Here is a 20,874-nt window from a genome sequence, read left to right as displayed (position 1 = left end):
GTGACAACACCGCGAAATGGCCGCACAATGGTGAGGTTGTGCTTCGTGTTGCCCGATGGACGAAGGCTGGGGGTGGGGTATGGGAAAGATGGCGTTGTCTGCCGCGGTGCTGTGCGGTCTGCCGATGGGACTGGTGCTGTCTGTACCGGCCCACGCCAGTGGTGACCAGATAGGCGACTACGTCACCGATCACGGTGGTGATGTCTGCGCATTCATCAACGACGAGCCGAATCTGGCGGGAGTCAAGCATGCCGTCAGCCACATCCTGGCGACCAGTGGTCTGCCCGCGGACCAGACCGGGCGACTGCTGGCCGGGTCAGTGATCGCCGACTGCCCCGAGGACGGCCCCCTGGTCGAGGAATTCGTCTGGTACGAAAAGCGCGTGCAGCAAAACAGCGGCGGCGGCGTCGGCGCAATACTCGGCTATTGATCCTCGGGTTGCCGGCGAAAGCCGGTCAAGGTCAGAGGTCGCTCGGGTCATCGGGCACGTCGACGGCGTAGTCCGCCAGCACCTCTAGGGCGACCACCTCCAGCGTGCGTTCATGGGTGGCGGCCAGCACCACAGGCGCGGCGCAGCCATCGCGGTGGGCCCGCAACCAGTTCAGCGCGGTGACGCACCAGCGATCGCCGGGCGTCAGCCCAGGGAACCGATAGGCCGGCATCGGCGTGGACAGGTCGTTACCGATCGAACGCTGGTGTTCCAGGAATTCGCCGGTGACGACGGCGCAAATCGTGTGCAGGCCAATGTCCTCGGGCCCCGATGAGCAACAACCGTCGCGGTAGAAGCCGGTGATCGGGTCGCTACCGCACGGCTCCAGAGGGCCGCCCAGTACGTTGCGGTCGGGCATGGGGCACAGTCTAGGGCGCCGTCACCTACCGTGAGGTATGACCGAGCGGAACCGTGAGCGGCTGTGGGGGCACATCGACGGCATCTATCGGCAGATCTGCGAGCACCCGTTCGTCACCGGCTTAACCAAGGGGACGTTGGGGCGCAACCAGTTTCGCTACTATCTGGTGCAGGACGCGCATTACTTGCGCGGTTATGCGAGGGCACTGGCGATCTGTGCGGCCAAGGCGCCGATCGAGTCAGAGCTGACGATGTTCGCCGAACACGCCGGCGCGGCGATCACCGCTGAAGCGGAACTGCACGCCGGGCTGCTGGCGGATCTGGGCCTCGACGTTGAGGCTGCCGCCGCACTGCCGATTGCCCCGACCACCCAGGCCTACACCAGCTACCTGCTGGCGGTCACCGCGTCCGGATCGTATGCAGAGGCTGTCGCCGCCGTGCTGCCCTGCTACTGGGTCTACGCCCGGGTGGGTGAACACCTGCAGCGCCACGGCTCACCGGAGCCGCTTTTTGCGCGCTGGATCGATACATACGCGGGCCAGGAGTACCAGGCGGTGGTCGAGGCGGTGCTTGCCGTCACCGACCGCATCGGTACACATCTGCCGGCAACGGAGTGGGAGCTGATGCGCCGGCATCTTCACACCGCCGCCCGCTATGAATGGATGTTCTTCGATGCCGCCTACCGGATGGAGGACTGGCCGGTGTGACCAAGTCTGGCTGAGGGGGTCACCTAGACTTTGGACCCATGACCTCTGCTGTCGCTGAACTGCTCGATTACGACGACGTCATCGCCCGCTTCGACCCGGTGCTGGGCCTGGAAGTGCACGTCGAGCTGTCCACGGCCACCAAGATGTTCTGCGGATGCTCGACGGCATTCGGCGCCGAGCCGAACACCCAGGTGTGTCCGGTGTGTCTGGGCCTGCCCGGTTCGCTGCCGGTGCTCAATGCCGCCGCGGTCGAATCGGCGATCCGGATCGGGCTGGCGCTGGGCTGCGACATCGCCTCCTGGTGCCGGTTCGCGCGCAAGAACTACTTCTACCCCGACCAGCCGAAGAATTACCAGATCTCCCAGTACGACGAGCCAATCGCCTTCAACGGCTACCTGGACGTACCGCTGGAAGACGGGTCGGTGTGGCGGGTGGACATCGAACGTGCACACATGGAGGAGGACACCGGCAAGCTCACCCACGTGGGCAGCGACACCGGCCGCATCGAGGGCGCCAGCGAATCCCTGGTCGACTACAACCGAGCCGGCGTGCCGCTGATCGAGATCGTCACCAAACCCATCACCGGCGCCGGTGATCGTGCCCCGCAGATCGCTCGGGCCTACGTGACCGCGCTACGGGATCTGCTGCGGGCGTTGGACGTTTCCGACGTGCGGATGGACCAGGGATCGATGCGCTGCGACGCCAACGTGTCACTGAAGCCCACCGGGGCAGCCGAATTCGGCATCCGAACTGAGACCAAGAACGTTAACTCGCTCAAGAGTGTCGAGGTGGCGGTGACCTACGAGATGCGACGCCAGGGCGCGGTGTTGACCGGCGGCGGCACCGTGGTCCAGGAGACCCGGCACTTCCATGAGGCCGGTTACACCAGCCCGGGCCGGGCCAAAGAGACCGCGGAGGACTACCGCTATTTCCCTGAACCCGACCTCGAGCCGGTGGCGCCATCCGCGGAGCTGGTCGCCGGGCTGCGAGAGACCATCCCGGAGTTGCCGTGGCTGTCCCGCAAGAAGATCCAGGAGCAGTGGGGCGTCTCCGACGAGGTTATGCGCGATCTGGTCAACGCGGGCGCGGTTGAGTTGGTGGCCGCCACCGTGTCGGCCGGAGCCTCCAGCGAGGCGGCCCGGGCCTGGTGGGGAAACTTCCTGGTGCAGAAGGCCAACGAGGCCGGCGTCGAACTGGACGCCCTGGCGATCACGCCGAAGCAGGTCGCCGCGGTGGTGGCGCTGGTGGATTCGGGCGAGCTGTCGAACAAGCTGGCCCGGCAGGTGGTCGAAGGGGTGCTCGCCGGCGAGGGAGAGCCCGCTCAGGTGATGGCCGACCGGGGCCTGGTTGTGGTGCGTGACGACTCGGTGATCCAGGCGGCGATCGATGAAGCCTTGGCCGCCAATCCCGATGTGGCCGAGAAGATTCGGGGCGGGAAGGTGCAGGCCGCTGGCGCTATCGTCGGTGCCGTGATGAAAGCGACCAAAGGCCAAGCCGACGCCGCCCGGGTGCGGGAGTTGGTGCTGGCTGCCTGCGGCGGGTAGTCGCGGCAGCCTCAGCCGGCGGTGGCGCCGCGAGTCTGCGGCAGCTGGCGGGAGCCCTGGTGGTCACGGTGGTCGAATATGAACTGCAGCCACCGAAAGTCGATCAACATTGCGTGGTCATCCTTTTCGCTCGTCGGGCGAGTATGCGGCGGCGGTGACGTTCTGCGTGAGTCACTGCTTTCGGCCCGTTGAAACCCAAGGTAAGCCCGATATTTAAGGCGTCCGGGCGGAGTCAGTAATACTTCTGTGAGAACTGACCGGTGTGGTTGGCGCTGGCCGGTCCCGTGGTAGTTAATCACCGGTTGGAAACGGGGCGGAGCCGAGCGGGCCTCAAACCTGAGACAAAACCATTACTCCTGTGGCTGTCTTCTTGGTGATTTCATAGCGTTTCGCGTCATGCGTTTGATCGTGTCGCGTCCCCGGATGAATCCGGTGCCGGTGTAGTGAGCCTGTCCCGTCGTAGTTTTCTTCAGGCCGGAATGGCCGCGGCCGCCGGCGCTGCCGCAGGTATGGGTTCCCGTTTGGCGCATGCCGAACCGGCGGCGCTGCTGGCGTCGAATCCAACCGGCACCACCTTGGATGTGGTCAGCACGCCGGGCATGGCCCAAGCGGGTGGCTACCGGCCGCTGGTTGCCGGCAGTGGGTGGCCGTTGTACATCCGCCAGGAGCTGGCCACCGCGGGCTCCGCGCGCGAGATGGCCCGCACCGCGTTGACGGCGTTCGTCCAAGTCACCGATCTGCACCTCACCGACGCGCAGAGTCCGGCCCGGTTCGAGTTCGTCCACCCGTTTATCTCGTCGGCCTACCGGCCGCACGAGACACTGACCACCCAGGGTGCGGTCTCGCTGGTGAAGCAACTCAATGCGCTTCCCGGCGGGCCGTTCACCGGCCGGCCATTCGATTGCTTGGTCTCCACCGGGGACAACACCGACAACAAAGAGCTGATCGAACTCGACTGGTTTCTGACGGTGATGTCGGGAGGGTCGATCACCCCCAACACCGGTGCACCGCATCGCTATGAGGGCGTGCAGGTACACGGCTCGTCGGACTACTGGTTGGCCGAGTCGCCCTATTGGGACAGCTACAAGGGCAAGGGATTTCAGCAGATTCCAGGTTTCCTGTCTGCTGCGATTTCTGCGCACGTCAGCCCGGGTCTGCGCATGCCCTGGTATTCGGTGGTGGGCAACCACGATGAGCAGCTGCTGGGCACCGTTCCCAACGGTCTGCTGGACTGGATGTACACGTCGCCGATCAAATTCGATCTGCCGCATAGCGATCCCTCGGCGATCGCCATTGCCAAGGCGCTGTGCGCCGATCCCTCACAGCTCGTCCCGATCCTGTTGCAGCTCAAGTCCGGTGGCCCGTTCCTGCCTGCAACGGTGGATCAGCGACGCGGGCCATTCACGTTGAGCCAGTATGTTCGTCGGCACTTCGAGCCCGCCATCACCGGTCCCGGACCGGTCGGGCATGGCTTCACGGACCCGGATGGGCCCACCTGGTACAGCTTCCAGGTGGCGCCTGGTGTGCTGGGTGTCGCGCTGAACACCACCAACGACTTCGGTTTGTCGGACGGCTCGATCAACGAAACCCAGCTAAGGTTCGTTCTGGCGGAAATCGATGCGCACCCAGACCAGTTGGTGATCCTGTTCAGCCACCACACCTCACGGACCATGAATATTGGCCTGCCGGATCCGAATCATCCTGGCGAGAAGCTCTATACGGGCGCATCGCTCGTCGCGGCACTGCTGGAGCGGCCGAATGTGATCGCATGGGTGAACGGTCACACGCACACCAACGAGATGATCCCGCACAAGGGCCCCACCCCGAAGCAGAGCTTCTGGGAGATCAACACGGCCAGCCACATCGACTATCCGCAGCTCGCCAGGATCATCGAAGTCACCGACAATCACGACGGCACGCTGAGCTTGTTCACCCCGCTGGTCGAGGCCCAGGCACCGTTCACCGCGGATCCCAGCGACCTCAGTCCCACCGGTCTGGCGAGCCTGTATCGCGAGCTGTCCTACAACGACCTGCACCGCAAAGACGCCCGCCTCGGCGCCGTGGCGGATCGCAACTGCGAGTTGCTGCTGGCTCATCCGCTGCACTGACGGCGCAACGCAGAAGTGGCCCCCTTCGCGGTGAAGGGGGCCACTTCTGTAGTGCAGGGTTCTACACGGACATACCGAAGATGTCGCTCGCCAGCGAGGCCATGGCGTCCTCGCCGCCCAAGGGGCTGCCCACGCCGTCCCAGCCGAGCGTCATGGCGATGATCTCCTGCAGGCTTTGCCACGCCCCCAGCAGCCCGACGCCTTGACCCTCAACCACCATTGGGAAGCCCATGAGGCCGGTGGTCAATCCCAGGCCGTTGATGATCGAGCCGCCGATGCCGGGGGAGCTGCCGTCGGAGACCTCGTTGATGAAGCCCTCGACGTCGGTGCCGGTGACGCCGGGCGACAGCAGCCCGCCGAAGGTGTAACTGAGCGCGGTGACGTCCAGGTCCGCCGGCAGCAGGCCGGCCTCGGTCAGGGTCGGCAGCAGCGCGTCCAGATTGATGGTGGCCCCGTTGAGGAGTCCACCGACCATGTTGGCAGGGATGTTAGCCACGTCCTGCAGTGCTGCGGTCCAGTCCGGGTCGTCGGCGGACAGCGCGGTGCTGATCTCGCTGACGCTGTTGCCGAGTGCCACCAGCGGGCTGATGGAAGGGCCGATAGCACCGATCAGCACCCCGCTAAGCGGTGACGCCAGGAAGGAGAGAATCGGCGTGAGCTGGTCGGTGCTGAGTGGGAAGTCGTCGGGCATGTACTGAGGCATCACCAGCGTGATCAGCGCCTGCAGCGCGTCATTGCTCAGCAGCAGTGGCGACATCGGCAGGTCAGTCGCCATGTTGGGCTGCACGATCGCCTCAAAGACGGCCTGCGGGTCGATCGACGTGCCATGCATCAGGTCGGCGATCAGCTGCTGCGTGGCGACTCCGGGCACCGCGGACATGTGGTCCCACAGTGTGCTGGCGTTGTCCTTGGCGGTGGCGAACACGTCCTGCCACGCGCCGAACGGGTCGAAGTCAGCGGTCAGCGCCACAGCGGAGTGCGTGGCGGTCAGGCCGGGCAGCGGAACGGTGACCGGGGTGGCGGCGACGGCGCCGGCGCCGATGAGCGCGACGCCTGCTGCGACCCACGGAGCGGGGGCGAAGTGGTGCATTGGTCTCCTAGTTACGTATGCGTGACAGCTGCCACGGCAACGAAAGGCTACTTGAAAGTAGATTATGCGCAAATCAACTAACTGCTAACAAAAGCCAAGGTCAGCCCAAGAATGCCCTAGGCGACCTGGGAATATGCCGATCGCAAGAAATTGATTAACAGATAATTCTCAGAAACTTCGTGCCGGGAGGAGGAAACGCGGCCGCTGCGAGTGGGCCAAAGTGGCGTCCAGGAGTCTGCGGTCGCGCGTGAATGGAGCCTCGAGCAGCGCCAGCTGCGACGCCGGTCAGGGGACGCGGTGCGGAGTCGGGCCCCTAGTCCTTGTCGTCGTTGGCGCGCGGGAACCCGCCACCGGACGGGAATAGTGGGAAGACCACGTCGTCCAGCTTCTCGGCATCCCCGGCGGTCTTGTTCACCGTCGCGCCCCAGACGTTGCCGTCCGGCGACATCTTGACGGCCCAGACATGGCCGTGGGTGTCTTGGCGCATGACCTCGGGCTCACTGGTGACAGATCCGGTGCCGGCCGCCAATCGCACGGCCACCGTTTGCTTGGTGTTGACCAGGTTGACCAGCACGATGCCATCCATCGCGGCGCAACCGGCTACGCCCGGCTTGTCCGGCCAGGTCCACACCGTCGACACCCGGGAATCCTTGGTGATGCGCTGCAACCGGTCGCCGCTTGGCGTTCGGTCGGTCACGTAAAGCGAGCCGTCGACATGGTCGATGCACAGCCCGCCGCCCGCGCCCATCCCGCTTAGCGCGGTGGTGGGCGCAGCTTGGCCGATGGTGGTGGGTTGCTCGATGCGCAGCACCTTCCCGGCGGTCGAGCCCGGATCGGCCGCCGCGGCAGGATTGCCCGCGTCGCCGGTCAAGACGACCAGGGTGGTCGGACTGGTGAAGATCAACGCACCGGTATTGCCAGTTGCGCCCTTGGGGATTCCGGTCAGGATGTCTTTGGGAACGTCACCGTCGGCGATCCGGATCACCCGGTTGTCAGTGGGCGTGCTGATGTAGGCGTACATCAACCGGTCCTGCGTGTAGGTCGGTGACAGCACGATGTCCATCAGACCGCCGTCACCGGCCGGGTCGACGCCGATGACCGTCTTCACCTTCGGTTCGGCGGACAGTGAGACTTCTTTGACCGCACCGGTGGTCCGCTCGGCGACGAGAGCCGATTTGCTGTCGCCATGCATTATCAGGCCGCTGGTGCTCTCGAGGCAGCCCTGCATCACGCCGGGGGCCGGGCATTGTTTCGGGAACGGATTGGCGGGCAGCGGTGGCGGCGGCGGGGGAGTCGTGGGGGGCGCCATTCCGCGCCGCGGCACGGTGGTGAACGGTTGAGACTGAGCGTCATCGAAATGTGCGCAGCCTGTCAGAACCAGGAGTGCCGCGCACAGTACGACAGGCACCCGGTGAACCACCCCGCGCATCCGCATGCCCGTCAGGTTACGGACACCGGGTCGGGTTTCGCCACGACGCCCACCCCAGGGCTGTACCGGGCTGGATTCGATTCGCTAACGAAGCCGTTCAAATCCCCAATCGTGCCGGGGTTGCCCTTACCCTTGCAGGGTGACGAGTCATGGTGAGGGCTCACACTGGCGTCGGCCGGGTGAGACTGCCGACGCAGGAAAAGGACGTCCCAAGTCGGCACGTCTGGTAGATCCGGAGGACGACATGCCATCACCGACCTACACCGGTGATTTCGAGACTGCGGCCATTCCGGCTTACGACCCCACCGGTACTCGTGCGGTGGGCACCGGCTACCACCCGCTGCCGTACGCGGAGCCGCAGGCTAACCCAGGCCGCGTCGGAGCTGCCACCGGCGCCGATGCCGATGAGCCGTTCCGGGTCCTGGACCGGCGGGGCACCCAAGATCTCGGTCTGCTGATCCTGCGGCTGGGCCTCGGTGTGCTGTTGGTGGCCCACGGGCTGCGTCAGCTGTTCGGGTGGTGGGGTGGTCAGGGGCTGGCCGACTTCAAGAGTTCTATCGCCGCGGCCGGCTACCAACACGCCGACATGCTGACCTACGCGGCCGGGGGCGGGCAGATCGCCGCCGGCCTATTGCTGGTGCTCGGACTGTTCACGCCGCTGGCAGCGGCCGGCGCGTTGGCCTATTTCATCAACGGAGTCCTCACCGGCGTCTCGTCGCACAACCAGGGCCGGTTCGACCTTTTCCTGCCCGACGGCCACGAATACCACGTCATTCTGATCGTGGTGGCGGTTGCGATCGTGTTGGTCGGCCCCGGACGGTACGGCCTCGATGGCGACCGCGGCTGGGCCCGGCGGCCCTTTATCGGATCCATCGCGGCCCTGGTTCTCGGCATTGCTGGGGGCATCGCGATGTGGGTGTTCCTCAACGGGGCCAACCCACTGGGCTAGCACGGCAGTGGCGAATCGCCGCCCTCCCGGCTAACGATTCAGCGATATGGGTTCGGCACTCGCCCGCCGCTGGCCTCGGTCAGCAGCGGCAGGGTGGCGAAACTTACCGCAGGCAACCGCACGGTCTCACCGTCGCGCAGGTGCGCCCGTGCCCAGGACCCGCGGCTGAATCCCAATCCGTCGATGGCATCCCAACCCATCGAGCGGCTGCTCGTCAGGGTCCGCACGGTGATCTGCTGCGCGTCGGCCACGGTTCGCCACCGGGCGACCAGCGCAGAGAGCAGGATCGGCAGCCCCATCAGGGGCGTGGTTACGGGCCAAGTCAACACGGGGATCAGCAGGCCGAGGGCCAGGAAGCCGACCGCGAAGTGGGCCATCGGCGAGATGCGGATCACCAAGGGTGCGGGATCGGGGGAGGGAGAGGCCACCCCCGCATGATGTCACCGCCGGCGTCGTCGGACCCGTTGGGTGGCGGGCAGCGCCGCGGTAAAAATAAATATTGACTACTTATTTTATGTGCTGCATGATGAACGCGTGTCGCCGACCAAACCCCGCCGAACCCAGGCGGAGCGCACCGCCGAGACTCGGCATGCGCTGCTCAACGCGACGCTTGACGCGCTGGTAGAGGTCGGTTTCAAGGGGACTACCACGACCGAGGTAGCCCGCCGTGCCGGCGTTTCGGTGGGGGCGCTGCAGGGACATTTCCCGACCAAGGTCGGCCTGCTGACCGCCGCCATCGAGTTCTCGCTGAACCGCCGCATCGAAGAGTTCGAGGTGTTGATGGCGGGGCTGGACCCGTCCGCCGACAAGCTCGACGAGGCCTTCGATCTGCTGTGGTCGATGTTTTCCGGTCCGACCTTCACCGCAACGCACGAGCTGTGGGTGGCGGCACGCACCGACCGGGAGCTGGCCCCGGCGGTCATCGAGACGGATCGGCAGTTTGCGGAAGCCTGCGAGCGGGTCTACGACCAACTGCTCGGCCCGGCCGACCCGGCCGATGTCGCCGTCCCGCGGTCGCGCATCGGCTTGCAGATGGCTTTCGTGCTGATGAACGGCCTGGCGATGTCACGGTCGATAGAGGGGCACGAACCGGTGGCCACCAACGAGATTCTTGACGCCTTCAAAATGCTGGTTCGACCACTGGCGACCGGCTTTGCAGACCCCCAACCCAAGAGAGAGCCATGACCACCAACGAGAACCGCCACCCGGCGGTGCAGCCGCGTCGCATCCGGTTCAACTACCCGGTGGCGTCCCTGAATCGCCACTTCGTTCAGGGTGACCTGGTGATGAGCCACATGATCGCGCACCTGTCGGCGGTGTTCCCGGAGGGCGAGGATTTCTTCATTCGCTCGGTGCGTCGCTACGCCGACCAGATCACCGACCCCGTTCTCAAAGATCAGGTCAAGGGATTCATCGGCCAGGAGGTCACCCACGGGCGCGAGCATCGTGCACTTAATGAGCGCCTGCATGAGATGGGTTACCCGACCCGCAGGATCGACCGGCTGGTGAACCGCCGCCAGGCGGTCATCGAACGACGGTTCTCTCCGCTGACCTGCCTGGCCATCACCGCCGCACTGGAGCATTTCACCGCGGTCTTCGCCGAGACCCTGCTCTCCGACGAGCGGGCGCAGGCTCTGCTCGGCACGACCGAAGTGCGGTCCATGCTGTTGTGGCATGCCATCGAGGAATCCGAGCACCGCTCGGTGGCGTTCGACGTGTACCGGGCGGTCGGCGGCGATGAGGCCCGCCGGATCAAGGTGATGAAGGTAATCCGGTTCACCTTTCCCCTTGCCGTCGTGGTGAACACCATCATCTCGCTCTTCGCAGACCGGGCTGCCTACAACCCGGTGCGAACCGTCCGCAGCTTTGCGAACCTGCGGCGATCGCCGTTCTTGACCCGCGCGGTCTTCCGCCGGCTGGCGGAGTACCTGCGTCCGGGCTTCCATCCCGATGACCAAGACAATGCAGCACTGCTGCAGCACTGGGAGGCGGAGCTGTTCGGCGAGCAGGGATCGCTGGTCGACCACCTCAACTGAGTGCTCGGTCATTTGACGCATGCTCGGTCCAGCGGCTACCGTCGTCTGCTATGGACAACGGCATGCTCGTAGTAGCCCACTGCGCGTTGGTTGTTGCCTGAACTTCCAACACCGACGCGCAACCCTCGTGCAGCAGCTGAGCTGGCGGGGGTTTTTTGTTGCCACCAGTCCCCAAAGACACAGTCGTCGAAGACAAAGAGGAAACCGTGAGCGCACCCACCACGCGACCGCCGGAGCGGTCGGCACCGTCGCAAGCCGCCAACGGGGCTTCGGCCTCGGACGCAGCTTCCGACAAGGCCAAGTCACCCGCCAAGCGAGTCCCGCCGGAGCAGATGACCGGCGCCCAATCGGTGATCCGGTCGCTGGAAGAACTCGACGTCGACGTGATCTTCGGTATCCCCGGCGGCGCGGTTCTGCCGGTCTACGACCCGCTCTTCGACTCGAAGAAGCTGCGCCATGTGCTGGTCCGCCACGAGCAGGGCGCCGGGCACGCGGCGAGTGGCTACGCGCACGCCACCGGACGGGTCGGGGTGTGCATGGCCACCTCTGGGCCCGGTGCCACCAACCTGGTCACCCCGCTGGCCGATGCGCAGATGGACTCCATCCCCGTGGTCGCGATCACCGGTCAGGTCGGTCGCCAGCTGATCGGCACGGACGCCTTCCAGGAGGCCGACATCTCCGGCATCACCATGCCGATCACCAAGCACAACTTCCTGGTTCGCAACGGTGACGACATCCCGCGTGCGCTCGCCGAGGCGTTCCACATCGCGGCAAGCGGACGGCCCGGAGCAGTTCTCGTTGATATCCCCAAGGATGTGCTGCAGGGCCAGTGCACCTTCGCCTGGCCGCCGCGGCTGGACCTGCCCGGTTACAAGCCCACCACCAAGCCGCACAGCCGGCAGGTCCGCGAGGCCGCCAAGCTGATCGCGGCCGCGAGCCGCCCGGTGCTCTATGTGGGCGGCGGAGTGATTCGTGGGGATGCCTGCGAGGAACTGGCCGAGCTGGCCGAGCTGACCGGCATCCCGGTGGTCACCACCTTGATGGCCCGCGGTGCGTTCCCGGACAGCCACCGTCAGCACCTGGGGATGCCCGGTATGCACGGCACGGTTGCAGCGGTGGCCGGGCTGCAGCGCTCGGATCTGCTGATCACCCTGGGCGCCCGATTCGACGACCGGGTCACCGGCCAACTGGATTCGTTCGCCCCGGATGCCAAGGTGATTCACGCCGACATCGACCCCGCCGAGATCGGCAAGAACCGGCACGCCGACGTCCCGATCGTCGGTGACGTCAAGGCCGTCATCACCGAACTGCTCGAGGTACTGCGCCACGAGAAGACGCCGGGCTCCCTCGATCTCGCCGACTGGTGGAGCTACCTCGACGGGGTTCGCTCGACCTACCCGCTGAGCTACGGACCGCAGAGCGACGGCAGCCTGTCGCCGGAGTTCGTCATCGAGACGCTGGGTCGCATCGCCGGACCCGACGCGCTCTATGTTGCCGGCGTCGGCCAGCACCAGATGTGGGCCGCGCAGTTCGTGAAGTATGAGAAGCCGCGCACCTGGCTGAACTCCGGGGGCCTGGGCACCATGGGCTTCTCGATCCCGGCGGCCATGGGCGCCAAGATGGGCCGTCCGGACGCCGAGGTGTGGGCGATCGACGGCGACGGCTGCTTCCAGATGACCAACCAGGAGTTGGCCACCTGCGCGATCGAGGGCATCCCGATCAAGGTTGCGCTGATCAACAACGGCAACCTGGGCATGGTGCGGCAGTGGCAGACCCTGTTCTACGGGGAGCGCTACAGCCAGACCGACCTGGCCACCCACTCGCACCGCATCCCCGACTTCGTGATGCTGGCCGAGGCGCTGGGCTGTGTCGGATTGCGTTGCGAGCGTGAGGAAGACGTCGAAGACGTGATCAAGGCGGCCCAGGCAGTCACGGATCGCCCGGTGGTGATCGACTTCGTCGTCGGCGCGGATGCGCAGGTGTGGCCGATGGTGGCCGCCGGCACCAGCAACGACGAGATCCAGGCTGCACGCGGCATCCGTCCGCTATTCGACGACGAGAACAACGAGGGGCACGCGTGATGGCGACAGGTTGGAAGACCCACACGCTCTCGGTGCTGGTCGAGGACAAGCCCGGCGTGCTGGCGCGGGTGGCGGCCCTGTTCTCCCGCCGCGGCTTCAACATCGAGTCGCTGGCCGTCGGCGCCACCGAGACCAAGAACATGTCGCGGATGACGATCGTGGTCTCGGTGGAGGACACCCCGCTCGAGCAGATCACCAAGCAGCTCAACAAGCTGATCAACGTCATCAAGATCGTCGAGCAGGAGGAGGACAACTCCGTCTCCCGCGAGATTGCGCTGATCAAAGTCCGTGCCGACGCCAGTACGCGCGGACAGATCGTCGAGGCGGTGAACCTGTTCCGCGCGCGCGTGATCGATGTCTCTCCGGAGTCGTTGATCATCGAGGCCACCGGCACGCCGGCCAAGTTCGATGCGCTACTGCGGGTGCTGGAGCCCTATGGCATCCGCGAAATCGTCCAATCGGGTCTCGTATCGTTGTCTCGCGGTCCGCGCGGCATCGGCACGACCAAATAGTCCCCCAGAAAAAGCCAGAAAAGATAGTAAGGAAGAAAACCAGTGGCAGTTGAGATGTTCTACGACGACGACGCTGACCTGTCGATCATCCAGGGCCGCAAGGTCGGCGTGATCGGTTACGGCAGCCAGGGGCATGCGCACTCGCTGAGCTTGCGCGACTCCGGTGTGCAGGTGAAGGTGGGCCTCAAGGAAGGGTCGAAGTCGCGCGCCAAGGTCGCCGAGCAGGGTCTAGAGGTCGACACCCCCGCCGAGGTGGCCAAGTGGGCGGACGTGATCATGCTGCTTGCCCCCGACACCGCCCAGGCTGAGATCTTCACTAACGACATCGAGCCGAATCTGGTGGCGGGCAACGCGCTGTTCTTCGGCCACGGTCTCAACATCCACTTCGGCCTGATCAAGCCGGCCGCCGACATCACCGTCGGGATGGTCGCGCCTAAGGGCCCCGGCCACCTGGTGCGCCGGCAGTTCGTCGACGGCAAGGGTGTGCCCTCGCTGATCGCGGTTGCGCAGGACCCCAACGGCGAGGGCGAGGCGCTGGCGCTGTCCTACGCCAAGGGCATCGGCGGCACTCGGGCCGGCGTCATCAAGACCACCTTCAAGGAGGAGACCGAGACCGACCTGTTCGGTGAGCAGGCCGTGCTGTGCGGTGGCACCGAAGAACTGGTCAAGGCTGGTTTCGAGGTGATGGTCGAGGCGGGCTATGCCCCGGAGATGGCCTACTTCGAGGTGCTGCACGAGCTCAAGCTGATCGTCGACCTGATGTATGAGGGTGGCATCGCCCTGATGAACTACTCGGTGAGTGACACCGCGGAGTTCGGCGGCTACCTGTCCGGTCCGCGGGTGATCGACGCCGACACCAAGCAGCGGATGCGCGACATCCTGTCCGACATCCAGGACGGCACCTTCGTCAAGCGCCTGGTGGCCAACGTCGAGGGCGGCAACAAGGAACTCGAAGGTCTGCGCAAGGAGAACGCCGAGCACCCCATCGAGGTCACCGGCAAGAAGCTGCGCGACCTGATGAGCTGGGTGGACCGGCCCATCACCGAGACCGCCTAGCAGGTCCGTCGTCACGCGCCGAGCGTGTACTCAGTGCGAGTTTTCGTTTGATTTCTCGCGCTGAGTACACGCTCGGCGTCGTCGGAGGCTAGGGAGCCAGGCTCGGTAGCCGGTCAATCCCAAACTCGCGTCGCAGTACGGTGCGCGCGGCGTAGTAGCCGGCCATTCCGTGCACGCCGGCGCCCGGCGGCGTGGCTGCTGAGCACAGGTACACCCCGGGAATCGCTGTGGCCCAAGGGTTTACCCGAGGCGTTGGCCCGGCCAGCGCCCGCCACGCGCTGTTGCCTCCGGCGGAGATATCGCCGCCGACGTAGTTGGCGTTGTGGTCTGCCAGCCGGGCTGCGGGCACGGATCGCACCGCGACCACGATGTCGCGGAAGCCGGGGGCAAATCGCTCGATGCCTGCCGTCACGGTCTCGGCCTGATCGACGGTCGAGCCGGCCGGAACGTGGGCATAGGCCCACATCGGGCGGCGTCCAGCCGCATCGATGCGAGACGGATCGACCAGATGCGGTAGCGCCGCCAAGATCATCGGCTGTGGTGCGTGCCGACCGGCGGCGATCGCAGCTTCGGCCTGGGCCATCTGTTTGCGGTCGCCCCCGAGATGCAGCGTGGGCGCCTGCGCTAGGCGCGGATCGCTCCACGGCACCTCATCGGAGAGCACGAAGTCGACCTTGGCGGCCGCAGAGCCGAACCGGTAACGGCGCAGTGCCTTCGCATACCGGGCCGGTAGCGCGTCCCCGTAGATCGGCAGCAACTCGGTCGGGGCGGTGTCGAACAGCACCACGCCACGGGGCGGTTTTCTCACCGGGTAATCGGTGGCCAGCTGGCCACCGTGCGCGGTTAGGTCCGCGATGAGTGCACCGGTGATCGCCTGGCTGCCGCCGACCGGGATGGGCCAGCCGACCGTATGGCCAAGCGTCGCCAGCATCATGCCCGCGCCGGCCGAGGTCACCGACGGCAATTGCGAGATCGTGTGCGCGGCCACCCCGGTGTAGAGGGCGCGGGCATCGTCGCCGGACAGCGTCGCGTTCCAAGCCGGGCCGGCCTGCTCGGCCATCCGCAGCCCAAGCCGGGCGACCGTCGCGATCCCGGACGGGACGGACCGTTTGTCGCCCAGCAGAAACTTCACTACGGCTTGGCTGTTGGCGACCAGTGGGCCGAGCAGCCGTCGCCAGGAAGGACCGTGCTCCAACTCTGCGCAGGTGCGGTCCAGGTCCCGGTAGGCGATTGCTGCTGGCCGGTGATCAAGCGGATTGGCATAGGAGATCTCCGGCGACGTCAGCTGCACACCGCGGGCGGCCAGATCGAACTCGGTGAAGAACGGCGACGCCAATCCGAGCGGGTGCACTGCTGAGCAGATGTCATGGGCGACGTCACTGAATTCCGGATCGGCGGCGGTGCGGGCGCCGCCGCCGAACGTGGGCTGGGCTTCCAGGACCTGAACCGACAGACCCGCGCGGGCACAGATGACGGCGGCAGCTAGGCCATTGGGTCCACTACCGACGACGGTGACATCCATCCGTCGATAGTAGGGAGCGACCCGCGCTATGCGGCCAAATCGGGGCGCACCCCCAGCACCGGCTGCCGAACGCCGCCGTTGTCGAATTCGGGGCACCACGGCCGGTGGCCGCGCTCGTCTGGCCACACCAGCTGCAACGCCCGCACACTGCGGCCGTAGAACGCGATTGCCACGTTCATGTGCGCGTCCGGATGCTCCACCGCAACCACGGCTATCAGCTGACCGTCGGGTCCCTCGATCCATTCGCCGGGCAGCGGTCGTCCGCCCCTCAGCAGGTAGGCGGCCACACCGTTGAGCAACCGGGCGGTTTTCTCCGGCGGCAGACCCGTCACCAGCAACTCAGGTAGGCCGTGTTCATGCAAGCCGACCGTGTAGGCGTACGGTGCGTGGTCACTCTCCACGTATTGCACCGCCCAACCGTGTTTGTCCACCATGGCGCGAATGGCATCCAGCCACTGCTCGACGGTGCTGTCCGGGTGATCGCATTTCCAGCACATAGGTGTGCCCCTTCCTTCGAGTCGAATTGACCTCAGGGTGCGCCGACGGTCCGACAAGAAATGGGCGTCGCGTCGCGAGATCGAACTCAGGCAGGTGAAATCGGCAGCGCTCGCCTCAGTGCAATCTCGGGACGGGCGGCGGCCCGCTGCGCCCGGCTCCGCCGCGCTTGCGACCGGCGCTGTGCTGGTGGTGGCCGGCCCGTCCCCCGCAAGCGGGAGGTGCCCCCAGCGCCCGGCTCCGCCGCGCTTGCGACCGGCCACTAGGCTGTCCGGGTGACTCTGCCCGTGGTTTTGATCGCTGACAAACTCGCCCAATCCACCGTCGCCGCCCTCGGCGACCAGGTCGAGGTTCGCTGGGTGGACGGCCCGGACCGGGAGAAGCTGCTGGCCGCGGTACCGGAAGCCGACGCGCTGCTGGTGCGCTCGGCCACCACCGTCGACGCCGAGGTCCTCGCGGCCGGCACCAAGCTCAAGATCGTGGCGCGCGCCGGGGTCGGCTTGGACAACGTCGACGTGGAGGCTGCCACCGCCCGAGGTGTGCTGGTGGTCAACGCCCCGACCTCGAACATCCACAGCGCCGCCGAGCATGCGATCGCGCTGATGCTCGCCGCTGCCCGCGAGATCCCCGCCGCCGACGCCTCGCTGCACGGCAAACAGTGGAAGCGGTCGTCGTTCTCGGGCACCGAGATCTACGACCACACCGTCGGCGTGGTCGGCCTGGGGCGCATCGGGCAGCTGGTCGCGGCGCGGCTGGCCGCGTTCGGCGCCCACATCGTCGCCTACGACCCGTACGTGTCGGCGGCCCGCGCCGCCCAGCTCGGCATCGAGCTGCTCAGCCTCGACGAGCTGCTCGGCCGCGCCGACTTCATCTCCGTGCACCTGCCCAAGACGCCCGAGACCGCGGGGCTGATCGGCAAAGAAAACCTGGCCAAGACCAAGCCCGGGGTGATCATCGTCAACGCGGCCCGCGGCGGGCTGATCGACGAGGCGGCACTGGCCGAGGCGATCACCAGCGGCCATGTCCGGGCCGCCGGCCTGGACGTATTCGCCACCGAACCGTGCACCGACTCGCCGCTGTTCGACCTGCCGCAGGTGGTGGTGACCCCGCACCTGGGCGCATCGACCGCCGAGGCGCAGGACCGGGCCGGCACCGACGTCGCCAAGAGCGTGAAGCTGGCGCTGGCCGGGGAATTCGTTCCCGACGCGGTCAACGTCGGCGGTGGCGCAGTCAGCGAGGAAGTCGCACCCTGGCTGGACCTGGTGCGCAAGCTCGGCCTGCTGGCGGGTGCGCTCTCCGACGGGCTGCCGGTGTCGCTGTCGGTACAGGCACGCGGCGAACTGGCCTCCGAAGACGTTGGGGTGCTGCGCTTGTCGGCGCTGCGCGGCCTGTTCTCGGCGGTCATCGAAGACCCGGTGACCTTCGTCAACGCGCCGGCCCTGGCCGCCGAACGCGGTGTCGACGCCGAGATCGGCACCGCCACCGAAAGCCCCAACCACCGCAGCGTCGTCGAGCTCAAGGCGGTCAGCGCCGAGGGCGCAACCGTCACGGTTGCAGGCACGCTGTCGGGCACCCAGCAGGTGGAGAAGATCGTCGAGATCAACGGCCGGCACTTCGACCTGCGGGCCCAAGGCGTCAACCTGATCATCAACTACTCCGACCAGCCCGGCGCGCTCGGCAAGATAGGCACTCTGCTGGGCTCGGCGGGCATCAACATCCACGCCGCGCAGCTGTCCGAAGACGCCGAAGGCCCCGCGGCCACCATCCTGCTGCGGGTCGACCGCCAGGTGCCCGCCGACGTGCAGTCGGCGATCACTGCTGCAGTCGGCGCCAACAAGATTGAAGAGGTAGACCTGACATGAGCCTCAAGCTTGCTGTCATTCCCGGCGACGGGATCGGCCCGGAGGTCATCGCCGAGGCCGTCAAGGTGCTCGACGCGGTGCTCCCGGGCACTGAGAAGACCGAATATGACCTGGGCGCCAAGCGCTATCACGCCACCGGCGAGGTCCTGCCGGACTCGGTGCTCGACGAGATCCGCGGCCACGACGTGATCCTGCTCGGCGCGATCGGTGACCCGTCGGTGCCGTCGGGTGTGCTGGAGCGTGGCCTGCTGCTGCATGCCCGCTTCGCCCTGGACCACCATGTCAACCTGCGTCCCAGCCGGTTGTACCCCGGGGTGGCGAGCCCGCTGGCCGACCCGCCGGAGATCGACTTCCTGGTGGTGCGCGAAGGCACCGAGGGTCCCTACACCGGCAACGGCGGGGCGCTGCGGGTCGGCACCCCCCACGAGGTCGCCACCGAGGTCAGCGTCAACACCGCGTTCGGGGTGGCCCGGGTGGTCCGATTCGCCTTCGAGAAGGCCCGCGCCCGGCGTAAGCACCTGACCCTGGTGCACAAGAACAACGTGCTGGCCTACGCGGGGTCGCTGTGGACCCGTACGGTAGCCGAGATCGCCAAGGACTACCCCGACGTCGAGACCGCCTACACCCACGTCGACGCCGCCACGATCTACCTGGTCACCGACCCCGGTCGGTTCGACGTGATCGTCAGCGACAACCTGTTCGGCGACATCATCACCGACCTCGCCGGTGCTGTCTGCGGCGGGATCGGACTGGCGGCCAGCGGCAACATTGATGCCACCGGCGCCAACCCGTCAATGTTCGAGCCGGTGCACGGCAGTGCACCCGACATCGCCGGGCAGGGCATCGCCGACCCGACCGCGGCCGTGACCTCGGTGGCCATGCTGCTCAACCACATCGGCGAGCACGAGGCTGCGGCCCGAGTTGACGCGGCCGTCGAGCAGCACCTGGCCACCCGCGGTGGACAGAAGCTGTCGACCGTCGCCACCGGAGACCGGATTTTGAGCCTGCTCTAGGCGATCGCCTCTCGACAATGAACGCGGTGCGGCCCAACTCGGTTGGGCCGCACCGCGTTTGTTGTCAGAGTTCGTCCAAGAACGGGATGCTGATGCCGAAATCGCCCAGGACCGACGCAAGTGTCTCGACTGTCGTACCCAATTCGATGGCACCCACCTGGGTGACTCCGGCGACGAAGGTTCCGGCGGCCAGGCCCAATCCGGTCAGCGGGTCGTCGAGGTTGCTCAGCAGGATGTTTGCCACCTGAGTCGGCACCGTGATCGCCAAGGTCGTCAGGCTGTCGGCAGCCGGCAGCAACAGCGAATACAGCTGGGCGAACGCACCGGTGAGTGTGTTGATGAAGTCCATCGGCGAGGAGAACAGGTCCGTTGGTGCGGTGCCGGAATCGGAAATGCCGGTGAACAGTGACGACGGGTTCGACAGCAGGTCGTTGATATCTTGGACGAAGGCGTTGAAGCCCTGCTCGGCGGCAGGACCGAGATTGTTGAGCGCCACCATCACCTGTTCCCAGCGCGGGAAGATCCCGAAACCGGTGGGCACGTTGGCTGTTCCCTCGTCCCAGCCGTCATTGTTCGGGTTGTCGTAGCCCAGGTTGACCAGCTGTGTCAGTACCGGATTCAGCAGGTCGGCCAGCGGCTGGCCCAGGACCGGAAGCATCCGCAGGGGCAGCAGCAACGGCAGTTCGTCGTGGGGAATCATGTAGTAGGTGGTGACGCCGTCGTAGTCCGCGGTGGTCCCCACTTGGATGGCGTTGTCGACCTGTTCAGCGGTCAGTTCGGAATACAGCGGGTGCACGAAGAGCTCACCCAGCTCCGCGTTGAGGACCGACAGAATGTTCAGCGGGTACTTAGGGAAGTCGGCGAAGCCGTCGTACTCCAGTGAGTAGATCGAGGTCTCGTACGGGGTGTCCGGTGGGGCGTAGCCGGCGAACGTGGTTTGGAACGCCGGGATCGTCATCCCGAACCGCTCGAAGAGGCCGCCGTCGGGATTGGTGACCGCACCCGTCAACAGGAACTTCACCGCATCGGCGGGTACGCCCTCGTCCTGCAGTTGAGTCATCAGGTTCGCGGCGATCGCCGTGCTCTGGGAGTAGCCGGAGACCACGACGGTGTTGCCGGCGGCGACGTTGTCGGTGACGTACTGGTGCACCATCGCAGTGCCCTGAGCCACCGAAACATCGAGCGGCAGGCTCTTGATGCCGGAGAAGATCGGTTGGGCGCCCTCCGGTGTGAACACCGGAACGCTGAGGGCGCCGGGCAGCATACGTTGGATGTACAGCTCGTCCATGTTCTCGACGTAGCCCGGGGTCTGTTGCGGCAATGGCATACCGCTGCCGCCGACGATCAACCCCACCAGATTGTTGGGGGAGTCGACCACGTAGCCGCCGCCGGTTGACGTGAGCTGTACTGCCGGCAGTGCGGCGGCAAGCGAGGGCCCTGCTACCGAGCTGACGGCGATCAGGCCGGCTCCCACCAGGGCCACCCCGGCCGTCGCATAGGGACGAAGCGTTGACGACACAAACATCTCCTTACTGGGCCACGGGCGCAAAGCGAAAAGAGCGCACATGAAAAAAACTGATCTGACTGTGATGGAAACCTAATAATCTAGAGTGGCTCCCGGTC

The 20,874-nt window shown here is 66.2% G+C and carries 19 protein-coding genes; 12 read left to right on the top strand and 7 right to left on the bottom strand.

Annotation, left to right across the window (positions count from 1 at the left end; translation table 11 throughout):
- Nucleotides 1-55: 55 nt before the first annotated feature.
- Nucleotides 56-430 (top strand): hypothetical protein, encoded by a 375-nt coding sequence (locus NM962_00580; GenBank protein UVO12699.1) that lies wholly within the window; start codon nucleotides 56-58, stop codon nucleotides 428-430.
- Nucleotides 431-461: 31 nt separating this feature from the next.
- Here NM962_00580 and NM962_00575 read toward each other — a convergent pair whose 3' ends face one another.
- Entirely contained in the window at nucleotides 462-848 is a 387-nt protein-coding gene (locus tag NM962_00575; GenBank protein ID UVO12698.1) for a DUF2237 domain-containing protein, read from the bottom strand.
- A gap of 37 nt (nucleotides 849-885) precedes the next feature.
- On the opposite strand from NM962_00575, the gene tenA reads away from it, so the two are divergent.
- The 3 genes from tenA to NM962_00560 all read left to right on the top strand — a co-directional run bounded on the left by tenA (nucleotide 886) and on the right by NM962_00560 (nucleotide 5,206).
- Nucleotides 886-1,554, top strand: coding sequence for a thiaminase II (tenA, locus tag NM962_00570; GenBank protein UVO12697.1), 669 nt, complete (start codon nucleotides 886-888; stop codon nucleotides 1,552-1,554).
- A gap of 38 nt (nucleotides 1,555-1,592) precedes the next feature.
- Nucleotides 1,593-3,098: an Asp-tRNA(Asn)/Glu-tRNA(Gln) amidotransferase subunit GatB gene (gene gatB / locus NM962_00565; GenBank protein UVO12696.1), complete on the top strand. Its 1,506-nt coding sequence runs from the start codon at nucleotides 1,593-1,595 to the stop codon at nucleotides 3,096-3,098.
- A gap of 479 nt (nucleotides 3,099-3,577) precedes the next feature.
- Complete coding sequence (locus tag NM962_00560) at nucleotides 3,578-5,206, top strand: TIGR03767 family metallophosphoesterase (protein ID UVO14927.1); 1,629 nt, start codon at nucleotides 3,578-3,580, stop codon at nucleotides 5,204-5,206.
- A 61-nt stretch (nucleotides 5,207-5,267) separates the two neighbouring features.
- Here the strand turns inward: NM962_00560 and gjpA are convergent, their stop codons facing one another.
- Together gjpA and NM962_00550 are read right to left on the bottom strand one after the other, a co-directional pair.
- Nucleotides 5,268-6,296 carry an outer membrane porin GjpA gene (gene gjpA, locus NM962_00555; GenBank protein UVO12695.1) on the bottom strand — a complete coding sequence of 343 codons (1,029 nt, stop codon included), beginning with the start codon at nucleotides 6,294-6,296 and terminating at the stop codon, nucleotides 5,268-5,270.
- A gap of 313 nt (nucleotides 6,297-6,609) precedes the next feature.
- Nucleotides 6,610-7,731: a PQQ-dependent sugar dehydrogenase gene (locus NM962_00550; protein ID UVO12694.1), complete on the bottom strand. Its 1,122-nt coding sequence runs from the start codon at nucleotides 7,729-7,731 to the stop codon at nucleotides 6,610-6,612.
- Between the two features lie 133 nt (nucleotides 7,732-7,864).
- On the opposite strand from NM962_00550, the gene NM962_00545 reads away from it, so the two are divergent.
- Nucleotides 7,865-8,674, top strand: a complete 810-nt coding sequence (locus tag NM962_00545) for a DoxX family membrane protein (protein UVO12693.1) — start codon at nucleotides 7,865-7,867, stop codon at nucleotides 8,672-8,674.
- A gap of 38 nt (nucleotides 8,675-8,712) precedes the next feature.
- Here the strand turns inward: NM962_00545 and NM962_00540 are convergent, their stop codons facing one another.
- Nucleotides 8,713-9,051, bottom strand: coding sequence for a PH domain-containing protein (locus NM962_00540; protein UVO14926.1), 339 nt, complete (start codon nucleotides 9,049-9,051; stop codon nucleotides 8,713-8,715).
- 91 nt (nucleotides 9,052-9,142) lie between these two features.
- Between NM962_00540 and NM962_00535 the strand changes: the two genes are divergently transcribed.
- The 5 genes from NM962_00535 to ilvC all read left to right on the top strand — a co-directional run bounded on the left by NM962_00535 (nucleotide 9,143) and on the right by ilvC (nucleotide 14,359).
- Entirely contained in the window at nucleotides 9,143-9,859 is a 717-nt protein-coding gene (locus NM962_00535; protein UVO12692.1) for a TetR/AcrR family transcriptional regulator, read from the top strand.
- Nucleotides 9,856-10,710, top strand: coding sequence for a metal-dependent hydrolase (locus tag NM962_00530; protein UVO12691.1), 855 nt, complete (start codon nucleotides 9,856-9,858; stop codon nucleotides 10,708-10,710). The genes NM962_00535 and NM962_00530 overlap by 4 nt, the downstream gene beginning before the upstream one ends.
- Nucleotides 10,711-10,916: 206 nt before the next feature.
- Nucleotides 10,917-12,791 carry an acetolactate synthase large subunit gene (locus NM962_00525; protein UVO12690.1) on the top strand — a complete coding sequence of 625 codons (1,875 nt, stop codon included), beginning with the start codon at nucleotides 10,917-10,919 and terminating at the stop codon, nucleotides 12,789-12,791.
- Nucleotides 12,791-13,303, top strand: a complete 513-nt coding sequence (gene ilvN / locus NM962_00520) for an acetolactate synthase small subunit (GenBank protein UVO12689.1) — start codon at nucleotides 12,791-12,793, stop codon at nucleotides 13,301-13,303. The genes NM962_00525 and ilvN overlap by 1 nt, the downstream gene beginning before the upstream one ends.
- A 54-nt stretch (nucleotides 13,304-13,357) precedes the next feature.
- On the top strand, nucleotides 13,358-14,359 hold the full coding sequence (gene ilvC, locus NM962_00515; GenBank protein UVO14925.1) for a ketol-acid reductoisomerase: 1,002 nt from the start codon (nucleotides 13,358-13,360) through the stop codon (nucleotides 14,357-14,359).
- 88 nt (nucleotides 14,360-14,447) lie between these two features.
- On the opposite strand, the gene NM962_00510 is transcribed toward ilvC, so the two are convergent.
- Nucleotides 14,448-15,881, bottom strand: coding sequence for an NAD(P)/FAD-dependent oxidoreductase (locus NM962_00510; protein ID UVO12688.1), 1,434 nt, complete (start codon nucleotides 15,879-15,881; stop codon nucleotides 14,448-14,450).
- Between the two features lie 26 nt (nucleotides 15,882-15,907).
- Nucleotides 15,908-16,378 (bottom strand): DUF4262 domain-containing protein, encoded by a 471-nt coding sequence (locus tag NM962_00505; GenBank protein UVO12687.1) that lies wholly within the window; start codon nucleotides 16,376-16,378, stop codon nucleotides 15,908-15,910.
- A gap of 273 nt (nucleotides 16,379-16,651) precedes the next feature.
- On the opposite strand from NM962_00505, the gene serA reads away from it, so the two are divergent.
- Complete coding sequence (serA, locus tag NM962_00500; protein ID UVO12686.1) at nucleotides 16,652-18,238, top strand: phosphoglycerate dehydrogenase; 1,587 nt, start codon at nucleotides 16,652-16,654, stop codon at nucleotides 18,236-18,238.
- Nucleotides 18,235-19,251, top strand: coding sequence for a 3-isopropylmalate dehydrogenase (locus tag NM962_00495; protein UVO12685.1), 1,017 nt, complete (start codon nucleotides 18,235-18,237; stop codon nucleotides 19,249-19,251). The genes serA and NM962_00495 overlap by 4 nt, the downstream gene beginning before the upstream one ends.
- A 64-nt stretch (nucleotides 19,252-19,315) precedes the next feature.
- Here NM962_00495 and NM962_00490 read toward each other — a convergent pair whose 3' ends face one another.
- On the bottom strand, nucleotides 19,316-20,770 hold the full coding sequence (locus NM962_00490; GenBank protein ID UVO12684.1) for a PE-PPE domain-containing protein: 1,455 nt from the start codon (nucleotides 20,768-20,770) through the stop codon (nucleotides 19,316-19,318).
- Nucleotides 20,771-20,874: the final 104 nt, after the last annotated feature.

The organism is Mycobacterium sp. SVM_VP21, from assembly GCA_024758765.1.
GTDB classification, from domain to species: Bacteria; Actinomycetota; Actinomycetes; order Mycobacteriales; family Mycobacteriaceae; genus Mycobacterium; species Mycobacterium heraklionense_C.
The sequence above is the reverse complement of the archived record's forward strand: the minus strand, read 5'-3'. Positions and strand labels throughout refer to the sequence as shown.

Coding starts and splice junctions, on each gene's coding strand:
- NM962_00530 (UVO12691.1), top strand. CDS start 9,856: ATGACCACCAACGAGAACCGCCACCCGGCGGTGCAGCCGCGTCGCATC.
- gjpA (UVO12695.1), bottom strand. CDS start 6,296: ATGCACCACTTCGCCCCCGCTCCGTGGGTCGCAGCAGGCGTCGCGCTC.
- tenA (UVO12697.1), top strand. CDS start 886: ATGACCGAGCGGAACCGTGAGCGGCTGTGGGGGCACATCGACGGCATC.
- ilvC (UVO14925.1), top strand. CDS start 13,358: ATGTTCTACGACGACGACGCTGACCTGTCGATCATCCAGGGCCGCAAG.
- NM962_00575 (UVO12698.1), bottom strand. CDS start 848: ATGCCCGACCGCAACGTACTGGGCGGCCCTCTGGAGCCGTGCGGTAGC.
- NM962_00560 (UVO14927.1), top strand. CDS start 3,578: ATGGCCGCGGCCGCCGGCGCTGCCGCAGGTATGGGTTCCCGTTTGGCG.
- NM962_00540 (UVO14926.1), bottom strand. CDS start 9,051: ATGGCCCACTTCGCGGTCGGCTTCCTGGCCCTCGGCCTGCTGATCCCC.
- NM962_00510 (UVO12688.1), bottom strand. CDS start 15,881: ATGGATGTCACCGTCGTCGGTAGTGGACCCAATGGCCTAGCTGCCGCC.
- ilvN (UVO12689.1), top strand. CDS start 12,791: ATGGCGACAGGTTGGAAGACCCACACGCTCTCGGTGCTGGTCGAGGAC.
- NM962_00505 (UVO12687.1), bottom strand. CDS start 16,378: ATGTGCTGGAAATGCGATCACCCGGACAGCACCGTCGAGCAGTGGCTG.
- gatB (UVO12696.1), top strand. CDS start 1,593: ATGACCTCTGCTGTCGCTGAACTGCTCGATTACGACGACGTCATCGCC.
- NM962_00580 (UVO12699.1), top strand. CDS start 56: ATGGACGAAGGCTGGGGGTGGGGTATGGGAAAGATGGCGTTGTCTGCC.
- NM962_00495 (UVO12685.1), top strand. CDS start 18,235: ATGAGCCTCAAGCTTGCTGTCATTCCCGGCGACGGGATCGGCCCGGAG.
- NM962_00550 (UVO12694.1), bottom strand. CDS start 7,731: ATGCGGATGCGCGGGGTGGTTCACCGGGTGCCTGTCGTACTGTGCGCG.